Origin of the sequence: Kribbella sp. NPDC051770, from assembly GCF_040681455.1 — a bacterium.
Classification (GTDB): Bacteria; Actinomycetota; Actinomycetes; order Propionibacteriales; family Kribbellaceae; genus Kribbella.
The window spans coordinates 128146-142138 of record NZ_JBFAYT010000002.1 but is presented as its reverse complement, the minus strand read 5'-3'; the positions used below and the strand labels follow the sequence as shown (position 1 = coordinate 142138).

Genomic DNA, 13993 nt, shown 5'->3' with positions numbered 1-13993 from the left:
GGGAAGCTCACCCTTCAGTGAGCGGTCACAAAGTTGTAGCCCTGCGATCCCCGTCGCCTCAACGAAGTCTGCTGACCAGTCTGGCCATGGCACCCACACGCCACGGCGCCCGGGAACCCCGCGGTTCCCGGGCGCGCGTGACACAGCGTCAGCAGACGAACTGGAAGCTCTCCGCGTCGTTGTCGAAGCCGACCTGCTCCAGGTTCGGGTAGTTCGTGTTCGCGGCCAGGTCCACCGAGCGCCCGGCGAAGTTGTCGTCGGCGTACAGCCGGATCTTGCAGGCCGTCTCGTTGCGCACCGACGAGATCTCGTTGTCGCCGTCCCACCCGTCGATGTCGCACCCGTCCGGGCAGTTGTCCGGCGTCGCGGTGACGTACTGGCTGCCGGTGTAGTCCGGGTCCTCCCACATCCGCACGTTCCCCGCGGCCGGCGCGTCCTCGGTCGCGTTCGCCGGGCTGACCATCCCGAACCCCGCGACGGCGAGCCCACCGGCCAGGATGACTGCTACACGCTTGCGGTACATGTCACTCCTTCTGTCAACGAATCCTGCGGAACACCTCCAGCAAAGGCGCCCCCGGTGTCACTCCGCTGTCAGCTGACTGTCGACATGCGCCTGAGATGTTCATGTCGCTCATCCGCAACATTCCATTGGTGCCCACAGCAACAAAACGGCCGGCGCCCTGTCTCGGGGCACCGGCCGTGAAACTCTCTGTTTTTCAGAACCTGTGAGCCGCCACAAACGCCGCAACAGCCAGCGCGAGCGCCGCCGCCCCCACTGCAACTTCGGCCACCCACCGCCGCCGCAACCGCAGCCAGCGCCGCCGCGGCCCGTCGAGAACGGCGTAAACCGCCGCGTACGGCGCGGCCGGCTGATCGACAGAAACCTGCGGAGCCTCGAACATGGTCACCACGGGAAGCACCTTCCCCATCAACTTGCTGCGGGCGACATGTCTGTACCCAACAAGACATAGTCACCAGGAGTCGCCCAGGTAAACCTCACAAACGTGCAACGGTCGCCCACGGCGGCGCCTGAGCCTCGCGCCACCCGCCCGCGCGGACACCCACCACTCACCAACCACCCGATTCGCCACCCGCCGACGCTCCGCTGAGCGTGAACCATCCCTGAATCCCGACGTTAGTGAGTGCTGGACGTCCGCCCAACACCTCTGACCGCCGATCAACCACCACCGTCCAGAGCCCAGCCCACGCTGACCAGCCAGCCCACCGCAGCCGCGCCGGAGCCGAGAGCTGATCAGCCCAGTGCCCGCCCAGACCCGGCGCGGGCATCTCGCGCCGCCCGACCGCGTCGACACCCACCACTGACCAACCACCTGCGTCCCCGCCTGATGACGCTCCGCTGAGCGTGAAACACCCTGCGATCCCGGCGTTGGTCAGTGCTGGGTGTCGCCCGACCGGTGACCGCCGCTCAACCGCCGCCGCCAACAGCCCCGACCCCGCCAGTGCCGGTCCCTCGGCGCCAGCCGAAGCGGGCATCTCGCGCCACCCGACCGCGTCGACGCCCACCACCGTCCAACTACCCGCTTAGCGGCGCGCCGATGACCCTCTGAGCGTGAAGCCGCGCTCCAATCCGACGTTGGTGGGTGGTGGCCGTCGCCCTCATCCCGGCGTAGACCGTCCAGTGTCAGTCCACACAGGGGCCAGCCGCCGGCTAGAGCCGGGAGCCGGACAGCTCAGCCCAACGCGGCGTCCGCAGCATGCCCGAAGGGGCCGGGCGAGGGGTGCAGGTACCAGCCGCCGCCGGCGGCTCGCCTTCGGCTGGAACGACGAGCGTTTCGGTCGGTGCACAGCTGGGTGCGGTAGCTACCTCGCTGCCGACCGGGTGCAGGTACGTGCGATCGTCAGCGGCCGACCGCCTCCTGTCGTCCGATGGAACGGTGGGCGCGGTGATTGGCTAACGGCTGGATCCGGCGGCTCCTTTACCCACCCGAGAGGTACACGCACCAGCCGGCTTAAGCAATCCGCCGCCCCTACCGTCCGATGGAACGGCAAGCGCGGCGGCTGTTGCGCGGCTGGATGCTCTCACACCCGCCGGAAGATCAGCGCTCGCTTCACTTCCTGGATCGCCTTCGTGACCTCGATACCCCGCGGGCAAGCGTCGGTGCAGTTGAACGTCGTGCGGCAGCGCCACACGCCTTCCTTGTCGTTCAGGATTTCCAGGCGCTGCTCGGTGCCCTCGTCGCGGCTGTCGAAGATGAAGCGGTGCGCGCCGACGATCGCCTGGGGGCCGAAGTACTGGCCGTCGGACCAGAAGACCGGGCAGGAGGTCGTGCAGGCCGCGCAGAGGATGCACTTGGTGGTGTCGTCGAAACGGTCCCGGTCGGCCTGGGACTGGATGCGCTCGCGGGTCGGCTCGTGCCCGCTGGTGACCAGGAACGGCATCACCGAGCGGTACGCGTCGAAGAAGGGCTCCATGTCGACGACGAGGTCCTTGAGGACCGCGAGCCCCTTGATCGGCTCGACGGTGATTTCCTTGTCGGGGTTCAGGTCCTTGATCAGGGTCTTGCAGGCGAGCCGGTTGCGGCCGTTGATCCGCATCGCGTCCGAGCCGCAGACGCCGTGCGCGCAGGAGCGGCGGAAGGTGAGGGTGCCGTCCTGCTCCCACTTGATCTTGTGCAGCGCGTCGAGCACCCGGTCCGTCGGCTGCAGGGTGACCGAGTAGGTGATCCACTCGGACTCCTCGGTGACCTCCGGGTTGTACCGGAGGATCTTGACCTTGACGTCCATCAGTACTTGCGCTCCATCGGCTTGTAGCGAGTCTGGACGACCGGCTTGTAGTCCAGCCTGATGTTGGTGTTGCCGTCGGCATCGACCTCGCGGTAGGCCATCGTGTGCCGCATGAAGTTCACGTCGTCGCGCTTGTCGTAGTCCTCGCGGAAGTGCCCGCCGCGCGACTCCTTGCGCTCCAGCGCCGACACGACCAGCACCTCGGCCAGGTCGATCAGGAAGCCCAGCTCGACGGCTTCGAGCAGATCGGTGTTGAACCGCTTGCCCTTGTCCTGTACGGCGACGTTCGCGAACCGCGTCTTCAGCGCCTCGATGTCGACCAGCGCCTGCTTCAGCGAGCCTTCGGTCCGGTACACCTGCGCGTTCAGGTCCATCGTCGCCTGCAGGTCGGACCGGATCGCGGCCACCCGCTCGGAGCCGGTCGCGTCCCGCAGCCCTTCGACCAGGTCGACGACGAACTGCTCCGGCGCCTCCGGCAGCTCCTCGAACTCGGCCGTCGCGGCGTACTCCGCGGCCGCGATCCCCGCGCGCCGCCCGAAGACGTTGATGTCGAGCAGCGAGTTCGTGCCGAGCCGGTTGGCGCCGTGCACGGACACGCAGGCGACCTCGCCGGCGGCGTACAGGCCGGGGATGACGTCGTCGTTGTTGGCCAGCGCCTCGCCGCGGATGTTGGTCGGGATGCCGCCCATCGCGTAGTGCGCGGTCGGGAAGACCGGGATCTGCTCGGTGTACGGCTCGACGCCGAGGTAGGTCCGGGCGAACTCGGTGATGTCGGGCAGCTTCGCGTCGATGTGCGCGGGCTCGAGGTGGGTCAGGTCGAGCATCACGTACGCACCGTCCGGCCCGCAGCCGCGGCCTTCGCGGACTTCGTTGGCCATCGCGCGGGCGACCATGTCGCGCGGCGCGAGGTCCTTCACGGTCGGCGCGTAGCGCTCCATGAACCGCTCGTTGTCCTTGTTGCGCAGGATTCCGCCCTCACCGCGGGCGGCCTCCGACAGCAGTACGCCGAGGCCGGCCAGACCGGTCGGGTGGAACTGGAAGAACTCCATGTCCTCCAGCGGCAGCCCCTTGCGCCACACGATGCCCATGCCGTCGCCGGTGAGCGTGTGCGCGTTGGACGTCGTCCGGAAGACCTTGCCGAAGCCGCCGGAGGCGAAGATGACCGACTTGGCCGAGAAGATGTGCAGCTCACCGGTGGCCAGCTCGTAGGCCACGACACCGGTCGAGCGGCCGCCGACCATCAGCAGGTCGAGCACGTAGAACTCGTTGAAGAACTCGACGTTCTGCTTGATGCACTGCTGGTACAGCGTCTGCAGGATCATGTGGCCGGTGCGGTCCGCCGCGAAGCAGGACCGGCGTACGACGGCCTCGCCGTGGTTGCGGGTGTGGCCGCCGAAGAAGCGCTGGTCGATCTTGCCCTCGGCCGTCCGGTTGAACGGCAGGCCCATCTTCTCCAGGTCGAGGACGGCGTCGACGGCCTCACGGCACATCACCTCGGCGGCGTCCTGGTCGACCAGGAAGTCACCGCCCTTGACGGTGTCGAAGGTGTGCCACTCCCAGTTGTCCTCCTCGACGTTGGCCAGCGCGGCGCACATGCCGCCCTGGGCCGCGCCGGTGTGCGACCGGGTCGGGTAGAGCTTGGTGAGGACGGCGGTCCGGGTGCGCTTGCTGGACTCCAGCGCGGCCCGCATCCCGGCGCCGCCGGCGCCCACGATCACTACGTCGTACTGATGCCGTTGCATCTGAGAACTGTCCTTACTTGCAGACCGACAGCGTGCTGTGCGGGTCCAGGCAGGGGTCGAAGGTGAAGATGACCAGGGTGCCGAGCACCACGATCACGATCGAGGCGGTGATCAGCAGGGCCTTCAGCCAGAACCTGGTCTGGTCCTTCTCGGCGTAGTCGTTGATGATCGTGCGCATCCCGTTGGTGCCGTGCAGCATCGCCAGCCACAGCATCAGCAGGTCCCAGACCTGCCACAGCGGGTTGGCCCACTTGCCGGCCACGAAACCGAAGTCGAGCGCGTTGATGCCGTCGCCGAGCATCAGGTTGGTGAACAGGTGGCCGAGCACCAGCACGACCAGGGCCAGGCCGGACAGCCGCATGAACAGCCAGCCGTACAGCTCGAAGTTGGTCTGGCCGGAGCGGTTGCGGCCGCCGCCCTTGAGCGAGCGGGCCCGGCTGGAGGAGCGGGGCTGGGCGATGTCGGTCATCTCAGCCTCCGAAGACGTGCGTCAGGTGCCGGATCACGAACGGCACGAACAGGACCACCCAGACGACGCCGACGCCGATCATCAGCTGGCGCTGGTAGCGCGGGCCCTTGGCCCAGAAGTCGACCAGGATCAGCCGGACGCCGTTGAAGGCGTGGAACAGGATCGCGGCGACCAGCCCGACCTCCATCAGGCCGACGATCGGGTTCTTGTAGGTGCCGATCACCTCGTTGTACGCCTCCGGGGAGACCCGGACCAGCGCGGTGTCGAGCACGTGCACCAGCAGGAAGAAGAAGATCCCGACGCCGGTGATCCGGTGCGCCACCCACGACCACATGCCCTCGCGGCCGCGGTACAGGGTGCCGGCTGGTTTGCTGGGCAAACCGATCCTCCGATCGGACGACAGACCGAGAGCCGGGGGACGCGACTCCGGGGGCGGGGGACTCAGCTGCGGCCGCGATCGGCTCGGCCCGGAAGGGAACCAGACCGTTTCTGATGCTATCGCTGTGCCGAACCCTTTCCCGACGGTCCTCATGTGACATCGATCTCCCGGGTGTCGCGGGTAGTGATCGGGCTCACTGAGTCGGGTGATCTCGCCCGATCTGCCCAGCAGATCCCACCGCGATTGGCCCTCTCCCGTTGCCCTTTGCGCGCCTAGTGTCGGCAGCGGGACACCGAGAAGAGGGGACGGACGATGAACTTCTGGATCTGTGCGACCTGCGCGGTCGAGCACAGCGAGCAGGTCGAGGTGTGCGCGATCTGCGCCGACGAGCGGCAGTGGGTGCCGGCCGACGGCCAGCACTGGACGACGCTGGAGGAGCTGGCCGCGGCGGGGTACACGGTGAAGCTCAAGGAGGTCGAGCCCGGGCTGCACGGGATCACCTCGGAGCCCGGCGCGGGGATCGGGCAGCAGTCGATGCTGGTCAGCACGAGCGAGGGGAACCTGCTCTGGGACCCGATCGGGTTCCTGGACGACGCGGCCGTCGAGGCGGTGGCGGCGCTCGGTGAGGTGAAGGCGATCATCGCCAGCCACCCGCACATGTTCGGCGTCCAAGTGGAGTGGAGCAAGCGGCTGGGCGGCGTACCGGTGTACGTGTCCGAGGCGGACGCCGAGTGGGTCGCACGGCAGGACCCGGTGATCCAGACGTGGTCGGGCACGCTCGACCTGCTGCCGGGCGTCACGCTGATCCAGCCGGGCGGTCACTTCCCCGGCAGCGCGGTCGTGCACTGGGCAGAGGGGGCCGAGGGCAAGGGTGTGATCCTTGCCGGGGACACCGTGTTCGCGAACCCGGACCGTACGTCGGTGAGCTTCATGCGCTCGTACCCGAACCGGATCCCGCTGTCCGGCGCGGTCGTGGACCGGGTCGCGAAGGCGCTCGACGGGTTCGCCTACGACCGGCTGTACGGGAACTTCGGCGGTTCGATCCCGGTGAACGCCAAGCAGGTCGTCCGGTTCTCCGCGGACCGGCACGCTGCGTGGGTCCGCGGAGACTTCGACCACCTGACCTGAGGTCGCGTCGGCTCAGGCCGCCAGGCGGTCCTGCGTGAGTTGGGTGTGCAGTTTGAGCATGTGCTGAACGCACGAGTCCCAGTCGTAGAGCTCGGCCCGCGCCCGGGCCGCGGCTCTGCGGCCGGGGACCGTGATCAGTTCCTGTACGGCGTCCGCGAGCGCCCGCGGATCAGCCGGCGCCCAGCGGCCGCAGGTCTCGTCGACCAGCTCGCGGGCGCCGCCGGTGTTCGCGGTGACCACCGGCGTACCGGCGGCAAGCGCTTCGAGCACAGCCAGGCCGAAGGTCTCGCCGGGGCAGACCGACAGTGCGATGTCCGCCTCGGCGAGGTGCCGGGCGAGCGTCGTACGGCCGTCGACGTAGCCGTGGAAGTGGATCGGCGCGTTGCCGGCGATCGCGATCAGCTCGTCGAGGTGCGGGCCGGAGCCGTACACGTCCATCCGCAGCGGTACGCCGCGACGGTGCAGCTCCGCGGCGGTCGCGACGGCGAGGTGCGGGCTCTTCTCGCGCGAGAGGCGGCCGGCGTGAACGAGTTTGAGCAGCCCGTCGTCGACCGGTTCGGCGCGCGAGGGGTGGAAGGTCTCCAGGTCTACGCCGAGCGGGATCCGGATCAACGGGGTGGTGACCTCGTCGAACTCGGCGGCGGCGTACCGGCTGGTGACCACCACCGCGTCGTACGTGCGGCTGAGGAGTTTGTAGAGGGCTCCGACCGTCGCGGCGACTCCCAGTTGCCGCCCGGTCCTGAGCGACAGCATCGCGTCGAGGCGCTCGTGGCTGAACAGCACCGAGCCGATGTCGTTCTTCTTCGCCCAGCGCGCGACCGGGAGCAGCGTCGACTTGTCGGAGATCTCGACCGTGGTCGGCTCGAAGCGCTCCAGCGTCTCGATCACCCGCCACGGGTCGGTGATCAGCCGGTAGCCGCCGCCGACCTTCGGCGCCTTCATCTTCACGATCGTGCCGTGCTCGGTCCGGGTCACGCTGTCGCGCTCGCCCGGGGTGATCAGGATGCGTTCGGCGCCGGCCTCGACGTAGCCCTGCCCGAGGTGCTCGATCGCGGTCCGCATCCCGCCGGAGGTCGGGCCGACGAAGTTCGCCAGCTGGGCGATCCGCAGGCCGGTGCGCGGCTGTTCGCCGTACGGCGTGAGCAGGGTCATGCGGCCCGCCGGACCCGCGTCGGGGCGTGCTCGGCCAGGACTTCCGCGTAGTGCCGGTCGACCAGGTCGTCGACCACCGCCGGCCAGGTCCGCGTCTGCACCCGCCGCAGGCCGTGCGCCGCCATCGACGCCCGCGCGTCCGGGTTGTCGAGCACGAACGCGACCGCGTCCTTCAGCGACCCGGGCTGTCCCGGCTCGAACAGCAGCCCGTTCTCGCCCGGGTGGATCAGATCCAGCGGACCGCCCGCGGCCGGCCCGACCACAGCCACCCCTGAGGCCTGCGCCTCCTGGATCGTCTGGCAGAACGTCTCGTGCTCACCGGTGTGCACGAACACGTCCAGCCCGGCGAAGATCGACGCCAGCTCGGCCCCTCGGCGCATCCCGAGGAAGGTTGCTTGCGGCAACTTCTGCTCGAGTGAGGCCCGGTCCGGCCCGTCGCCCACGACCACCACCTGGCAGTCGAGCTCGGCCAGCTCCGCGAGCCGTCGTACCTTCTTCTCCGCGGCCAGGCGCCCGACGTACCCGACGATCGGCTTGCCCTCGGGAGAGATCTCGCGCCGCCAGGCCTCGTCGCGATGGCCCGGATCGAACAGATCGAGGTTCACGCCGCGGCCCCAGTGCTGAACCCGCGGTACGCCGGCCTGCACCAGCTGCGCCATCGCCGCCGACGACGGCGCCAGCGTCCGGTCGACCCGCGAGTGCGTCCGCCGCAGCCACGCCCACACGGCCCGGTCGGTCTTCGCGAACCACGGGTACTGCCGCGCGAACCCGGCGATGTCGGTCTGGAAGATCGCCACCGTCGGCAGCCCGAGCCGCCGCGCGGCCCGCAGCCCGTACGCGCCCAGGATGAACGGCGACGCCAGATGCACCAGCTCCGGCCGGAACTCGGCCATCGCCCGCTCGATCCCCGGGTCGGGCAACCCGACCGGGAACTCCTTGTACCCCGGGATCCCGAAGCTCCGTGCCCGGAGCACCCGCACCCCGTGGTAGGTGTCCGGCCCCGGGCCGGCGGCAATGATCAGCAGCTCGTGCCCGCGCTCGAGCAACCGGTCGGCGACATGACGAACCGTGTTCGCCACGCCATTGATCTGCGGCAGGAAGGACTCAGCGACCATCACGATGCGCACGCCTCGAAGGTTCCCGCCCGCCGGTGAACCCTCGGCGACGCCTCCGTGACCGAAGCCCGATCCCCTGGCGACGCTGTCCCGGCCACGGGGTGACCACTCGGTAACCACCAAACGATCGCCGGTTGCTGCGAGCCGAACACCGGGCGTCACCGAGCGGTCGCGGTACGCCGCCGAGTGGTTGTCGGTGGGGCTCTCTAGGCTCAGGCGACGCACCCACCGCCAACCCCGAGGAACCGTCGTGACCGAAGGCCTCCGTGCTCTGCTTCCCGCTGATCTTCCCGCAGGTCAGCTGATCGGGTTGACCGACGACGCTCCGCTCTACTGGCTCAGCGAGGGGCCGGTCGACCTGGAGCTCTACCGCCGCCTGGTCGTCGACCATGCTCCTACGGGGCTCTGGCCGGTCATCGCCGAGGCTCTCGACCACGACGTCAGGCTGCCGTGGTTCGACCCGAGCGGGCTGACGCCTGAGTCGGTGGCAGCGGTCGACAGCCACGACCCCGCCGGAGTCCTGCAGGCCTTCTGGGCGGAGGTGGTCGAGGACGACGAGGAGTCCGCGGAGGCTCTCGATCCGTTCGGGATCAGCTTTCCCGGCCTCGCTGCTCCCGGAGCACCGACCGAATCACCCGAGGACCTCGCGATCTGGCTGGCCACCGACGAGCAGCCGTTGCCCACGTCGCGACTGCTTCTCACGAAGGCCGCCCGCACCGCCGACCTGCTCGCCGTGGTCGGCTGGAACGGGCCGCTCAACCACTCCAACGAGATCGCTCCGCTGGCGGCGGTCCTGCGCAGCTGGGAGGACCGGTTCGGTGCGCGGGTCGTGAAGGTGGGCTTCGACACCCTCGATGTCAGCGTGGCCGCCCCGCCCACCTCCGAGGCCCACGCTCTCCAGGTGGCCGCGGAGCACTTCGCGTTCTGTCCGGACAACATCGACCAGGGCGCGGGGTCCCTCCGCGAGTACGCCGAAGCGATCCAGGACGCCAACAGTTGGTCCTTCTGGTGGGACTGAGACCCCGCTCACCCTGCGTGCTCGATCTCACCACGTACGGCGTACCAGTCCGCGTACTGGGCGGCTTACCGTAAGGGGATGAGCCATCAGACCGAGTCCGGGTCGGACTTCAAGGCTGTGTATGGGCCGCTCGACGGGTTCGATCCGGCGGAGAAGCTCGGAGAGCCGGGGGAGTACCCGTTCACGCGGGGGGTCTACCCGACCATGTACACGCAGCGGCCCTGGACGATGCGGCAGTACGCCGGGTTCGGGACGGCCAAGGAGTCGAATCAGCGGTATCACCAGCTGATCGATGCGGGGACCATGGGGTTGTCGGTGGCCTTCGATCTGCCTACGCAGATGGGGTACGACTCCGATGCCGAGCTGGCGCACGGGGAGGTCGGCAAGGTCGGGGTGGCGATCGACTCGATCGATGACATGCGGATCTTGTTCGACAGGATTCCGCTGGATCAGGTGTCGACGTCGATGACGATCAACGCGCCGGGGTCCGTGCTGCTGTTGCTCTACCAGTTGGTTGCCGAGGAGCAGGGGGTCAGTGGCGACAAGCTGACGGGGACGATTCAGAACGACGTGCTCAAGGAGTACATCGCGCGGGGGACCTACATCTACCCGCCGAAGGAGTCGCTGCGGCTGATCAGTGACATCTTCGGGTACTGCCAGGCCGAGTTGCCGCGGTGGAACACGATCTCGATCTCCGGGTACCACATGGCCGAGGCGGGAGCGACGCCCGCGCAGGAGATCGCGTTCACGCTGGCGGACGGGATCGAGTACGTGCGGGCCGCCGTTGCCGCCGGGCTCGATGTCGACGCGTTCGCGCCGCGGTTGTCGTTCTTTTTCGTCGCGCGGACCACGCTGCTGGAGGAGGTGGCGAAGTTCCGGGCGGCGCGGCGGATCTGGGCGCAGGTGATGCGGGACGAGTTCGGGGCGAAGAACCCGAAGTCGCTGATGCTGCGGTTCCACACGCAGACCGCGGGGGTGCAGCTGACGGCGCAGCAGCCTGAGGTCAACCTCGTGCGGGTCGCCGTGCAGGGGCTGGCCGCCGTACTGGGTGGCACGCAGTCCTTGCACACCAACTCGTACGACGAGGCGATCGCGCTCCCCACCGAGAAGGCGGCGCGGCTGGCGCTGCGGACGCAGCAGGTGCTCGCGTACGAGACCGACGTGACCGCGACCGTCGACCCGTTCGCCGGCTCGTACGTCGTGGAGGCGCTGACCGACGAGGTCGAGGCCGCGGCGCGGGAGCTGATGGAGCAGGTCGAGGAGTACGGCGGCGCGGTGGCGGCGATCGAGAAAGGCTTCCAGAAGCAGGAGATCGAGCGGTCGGCGTACAAGATCGCGCTGGAGATCGACAGCGGCGAGCGGGTCGTTGTCGGACTCAACAAGTTCCAGGCCGCCGAGGAGGAGCCGTACGAGCCGCTCCGCGTCGACCCGGCGATCGAGGCGCAGCAGGTCGCGCGGCTGGCGACGCTGCGCGCCGAGCGCGACCAGACGGCCGTCGACAAGGCGCTCGCCGAGCTGCAGAACGCTGCCCGGGGCAACGACAACTGCCTGTACCCGATGAAGGAGGCGCTGAAGGCCCGCGCAACGGTCGGCGAGGTCTGCAACGCGCTGCGCGAAGTGTGGGGCGTTTACGTCCCCACCGACGCCTTCTAGTCCAACAGCGCCGAGGACACCAGGATCTTCGTCCCCAAGTCGATCGCGTCCTCGGACGGATCGAAGCCCGGCGTGTGCAGATCAGCAGCGCTGTCCTGACCAACCGGTCGCACCCCGAGCCGCGCCATCGCCCCCGGCACGTGCTCGAGGTACCACGCGAAGTCCTCGCCGCCCAGGCTCTGATCGGTCTGCGCAAGAGCATCCGAATCCAACGTCTGCTCGACAGCAGACCGGAACACCTCAATAGCCGCAGCGTCGTTCATCACCGGCGGAACGCCATGCGTGACCTCGGTGTCCACCTGTACGCCGTACGGCGCGACCAGCTGCTCCGCGAGCCCCGGGATCAGCTCGGCGGCCAGCCGCCACGCGTTCACGTCGAGGCAGCGCAGCGTGCCCTCGGCCTCGCCGCGGGCCGGGATCGCGTTCGCGGCCGAGCCGGACGTGATCCGGCCCCAGACCAGCGACATTCCCGCCCGCGGGTCGACGCGCCGCGACAGCGCAGCCGGGAGCTCGGTGACGAGCGTCGCCAGCGCGTAGACCAGGTCCCCGGTCAGGTGCGGCCGCGACGTGTGCCCGCCGGGCCCGGTCAGCCGAACCAGGATCCGGTCAGCCGCCGCAGTCAGCGCGCCGACGCGCAGCCCGACCTGGCCGACCTGCAGCCGCGGGTCGCAGTGCAGCCCGTAGATCCGCCGTACGCCGTCCAGGCCGCCGGCAGCGATCACACCCAACGCGCCGCCGGGCATCACCTCCTCGGCGGGCTGGAAGATCAGCCGCACCCGCCGGTCGAGCAGACCGTCGCGCGCCATCCCGGCCAGCACCAGCGCGGCGCCGACCAGCGCCGACGTGTGGATGTCGTGCCCGCAGGCGTGCGCGACGCCGTCGATCGTGGAACGCCAGGGATTCGGTACGCCGTCCGGCACCGGCAGCGCGTCGATGTCCGCGCGCAGCGCCACGCAGGTGTCACCCGAGCCGATGTCGCAGATCAGCCCGGTCCCGGTCGGCAGCACCTGCGGGGACAGGCCGGCGTCGACAAGTCGTTGCCTGATCACCTCGGTCGTGCGCACCTCGTGCCAGCCGAGCTCCGGGTGCGCGTGGAGGTCCCGCCGCAGCGCGACGGCCTCCTCCCGCACCCCCTCGACGCGAGCCCCGACCTCGGACAGCAACAGGTGGCGCGAGTTTCCCATCGGGCGATCATCTCACCCGGTGACGACCGGCCCGCGAGGGCCGCCATCGCGGCTACCCAGCGTGACCGATTCTGATCGCGCCGAGACGGCGTGGAGGCGCTCGGTGACAGCGAACCTGCGCTCCGTGACCGATCGGGAGAAGTTGCGGAGTTGTGACGAAAGTGCCGGTCACTTTCCGGTATCGAGGCCGTCTTGACGTTCAAAGAATGTGGGAGCGGCCCCTATAGTCTGCGGATGCGGCCCGCTGGGGAAGGCGTGCCGCGCAACAGGCAATCGGTTCGACGAAGGAGACGTCCGGTGAAGAAGTACGTGCGGGGACTGGCGATCGTGGGCGCGGTGACGCTCGCCGTCGCCGCGTGTGGCAGCAAGCCGACCGAGGACTCGGCCGGCGGCAGCGCCAACAAGGACTTCAAGGCCTGCATGGTCTCCGACTCGGGTGGGTTCGACGACAAGTCGTTCAACCAGACCTCGTACGCCGGCCTCCAGGCCGCGGTCAAGGAGAAGGGGCTGACCGAGGTCAAGGCCGAGTCGAAGTCGGACAACGACTACCCGACCAACATGACCGCGATGGTCCAGGCCGGCTGCAAGGTCATCGTCGCGGTCGGGTTCAAGCTCGAGGACGCCACCGACAAGGCGGCCGCGGCCAACCCCGACATCAAGTTCGCGATCGTCGACTCGGCCCCGGCCAAGCCGATCGCCAACGTCAAGCCGCTCGGCTTCAACACCGCGCAGTCCAGCTTCCAGGCCGGCTACCTGGCCGCCGCGATGTCCACCTCGGGCAAGGTCGGCACCTTCGGCGGCATCAAGATCCCGCCGGTGACCATCTTCATGGACGGCTTCGCCGAGGGCGTGCGCTACTACAACCAGGCCAAGGGCAAGAACGTCCAGGTGCTGGGCTGGGACGACGCCAAGCAGTCCGGTCTGTTCACCGGTGACTTCGAGGACAAGGCCAAGGGCCAGAACACCGCGCAGAACCTGATCACCCAGGGCGCCGACATCATCTTCCCGGTGGCCGGCCCGTCCGGTCTGGGCGGTCTGCAGGCGGCCAAGGCCAGCAACGGCAAGGTGAACGCGATCTGGGTCGACACCGACGGCTGCGAGAGCGCCGCGGAGTACTGCTCGGTGCTGATCACCAGCGTCAAGAAGGGCATGGACGTCGCCGTCCAGGACGCGGTCACCTCGGTGGTCGACAACAAGTTCGACAACAGCCAGTTCATCGGCACCCTGGACAACGGCGGTACGTCGCTGGCGCCGTTCCACGAGTTCGACAGCAAGGTCCCGGCCGAGCTGAAGACCGAGCTGGAGACGCTGAAGGCCGACATCATCAGCGGCAAGGTCCCGGTCGCGTCGAAGGCCCAGCCGAAGGCCTCCTGACCGACGGCTGTACCACGTAGTACGGTGCGAGCCA

General features: G+C 68.9%; 13 protein-coding genes. 4 read left to right on the top strand and 9 right to left on the bottom strand.

The features are described from left to right. Positions 1 to 148: 148 nt before the first annotated feature. The 6 genes from AB0M01_RS07305 to sdhC form a co-directional block, all read right to left on the bottom strand. On the bottom strand, positions 149 to 523 hold the full coding sequence (locus tag AB0M01_RS07305) for a peptidase inhibitor family I36 protein (RefSeq protein ID WP_363666495.1): 375 nt from the start codon (positions 521 to 523) through the stop codon (positions 149 to 151). 193 nt (positions 524 to 716) lie between these two features. Beyond that, the gene (locus AB0M01_RS07300; RefSeq protein ID WP_363666493.1) at positions 717 to 908 is read right to left on the bottom strand and encodes a hypothetical protein; all 192 of its coding nucleotides are present in this window, start codon (positions 906 to 908) and stop codon (positions 717 to 719) included. A gap of 1132 nt (positions 909 to 2040) precedes the next feature. Beyond that, positions 2041 to 2745, bottom strand: coding sequence for a succinate dehydrogenase iron-sulfur subunit (locus AB0M01_RS07295; RefSeq protein ID WP_363666491.1), 705 nt, complete (start codon positions 2743 to 2745; stop codon positions 2041 to 2043). Continuing rightward, entirely contained in the window at positions 2745 to 4487 is a 1743-nt protein-coding gene (gene sdhA, locus AB0M01_RS07290) for a succinate dehydrogenase flavoprotein subunit (RefSeq protein ID WP_363666489.1), read from the bottom strand. The genes AB0M01_RS07295 and sdhA overlap by 1 nt, the downstream gene beginning before the upstream one ends. Positions 4488 to 4500: 13 nt before the next feature. Then, a complete protein-coding gene (locus AB0M01_RS07285) occupies positions 4501 to 4956 on the bottom strand; it encodes a succinate dehydrogenase hydrophobic membrane anchor subunit (RefSeq protein WP_363666487.1) in 456 nt (151 codons plus the stop codon). 1 nt (position 4957) lies between these two features. Then, entirely contained in the window at positions 4958 to 5335 is a 378-nt protein-coding gene (gene sdhC, locus AB0M01_RS07280) for a succinate dehydrogenase, cytochrome b556 subunit (protein WP_363666485.1), read from the bottom strand. Between the two features lie 312 nt (positions 5336 to 5647). On the opposite strand from sdhC, the gene AB0M01_RS07275 reads away from it, so the two are divergent. After that, positions 5648 to 6463, top strand: coding sequence for an MBL fold metallo-hydrolase (locus AB0M01_RS07275; protein WP_363666483.1), 816 nt, complete (start codon positions 5648 to 5650; stop codon positions 6461 to 6463). A 12-nt stretch (positions 6464 to 6475) separates the two neighbouring features. Here AB0M01_RS07275 and AB0M01_RS07270 read toward each other — a convergent pair whose 3' ends face one another. Both AB0M01_RS07270 and AB0M01_RS07265 read right to left on the bottom strand, forming a co-directional pair. Beyond that, positions 6476 to 7615, bottom strand: coding sequence for a glycosyltransferase (locus AB0M01_RS07270; protein WP_363666481.1), 1140 nt, complete (start codon positions 7613 to 7615; stop codon positions 6476 to 6478). After that, positions 7612 to 8742, bottom strand: coding sequence for a glycosyltransferase family 1 protein (locus AB0M01_RS07265; RefSeq protein WP_363666479.1), 1131 nt, complete (start codon positions 8740 to 8742; stop codon positions 7612 to 7614). Before AB0M01_RS07265 ends, AB0M01_RS07270 begins: the two co-directional genes overlap by 4 nt. A 238-nt stretch (positions 8743 to 8980) precedes the next feature. Between AB0M01_RS07265 and AB0M01_RS07260 the strand changes: the two genes are divergently transcribed. Beyond that, the gene (locus AB0M01_RS07260) at positions 8981 to 9748 is read left to right on the top strand and encodes a DUF4253 domain-containing protein (protein WP_363666477.1); all 768 of its coding nucleotides are present in this window, start codon (positions 8981 to 8983) and stop codon (positions 9746 to 9748) included. Positions 9749 to 9826: 78 nt separating this feature from the next. After that, positions 9827 to 11401, top strand: coding sequence for a methylmalonyl-CoA mutase family protein (locus tag AB0M01_RS07255; protein WP_363666475.1), 1575 nt, complete (start codon positions 9827 to 9829; stop codon positions 11399 to 11401). Here the strand turns inward: AB0M01_RS07255 and AB0M01_RS07250 are convergent. Next, positions 11398 to 12585, bottom strand: coding sequence for an amidohydrolase (locus AB0M01_RS07250; RefSeq protein ID WP_363666473.1), 1188 nt, complete (start codon positions 12583 to 12585; stop codon positions 11398 to 11400). The genes AB0M01_RS07255 and AB0M01_RS07250 overlap by 4 nt on opposite strands. 297 nt (positions 12586 to 12882) lie before the next feature. Between AB0M01_RS07250 and AB0M01_RS07245 the strand changes: the two genes are divergently transcribed. After that, positions 12883 to 13959: a BMP family ABC transporter substrate-binding protein gene (locus AB0M01_RS07245; RefSeq protein ID WP_363666471.1), complete on the top strand. Its 1077-nt coding sequence runs from the start codon at positions 12883 to 12885 to the stop codon at positions 13957 to 13959. Positions 13960 to 13993: the final 34 nt, after the last annotated feature.

Coding starts and splice junctions, on each gene's coding strand:
- AB0M01_RS07305 (WP_363666495.1), bottom strand. CDS start 523: ATGTACCGCAAGCGTGTAGCAGTCATCCTGGCCGGTGGGCTCGCCGTC.
- AB0M01_RS07295 (WP_363666491.1), bottom strand. CDS start 2,745: ATGGACGTCAAGGTCAAGATCCTCCGGTACAACCCGGAGGTCACCGAG.
- sdhA (WP_363666489.1), bottom strand. CDS start 4,487: ATGCAACGGCATCAGTACGACGTAGTGATCGTGGGCGCCGGCGGCGCC.
- AB0M01_RS07285 (WP_363666487.1), bottom strand. CDS start 4,956: ATGACCGACATCGCCCAGCCCCGCTCCTCCAGCCGGGCCCGCTCGCTC.
- AB0M01_RS07275 (WP_363666483.1), top strand. CDS start 5,648: ATGAACTTCTGGATCTGTGCGACCTGCGCGGTCGAGCACAGCGAGCAG.
- AB0M01_RS07270 (WP_363666481.1), bottom strand. CDS start 7,615: ATGACCCTGCTCACGCCGTACGGCGAACAGCCGCGCACCGGCCTGCGG.
- AB0M01_RS07255 (WP_363666475.1), top strand. CDS start 9,827: ATGAGCCATCAGACCGAGTCCGGGTCGGACTTCAAGGCTGTGTATGGG.
- AB0M01_RS07250 (WP_363666473.1), bottom strand. CDS start 12,585: ATGGGAAACTCGCGCCACCTGTTGCTGTCCGAGGTCGGGGCTCGCGTC.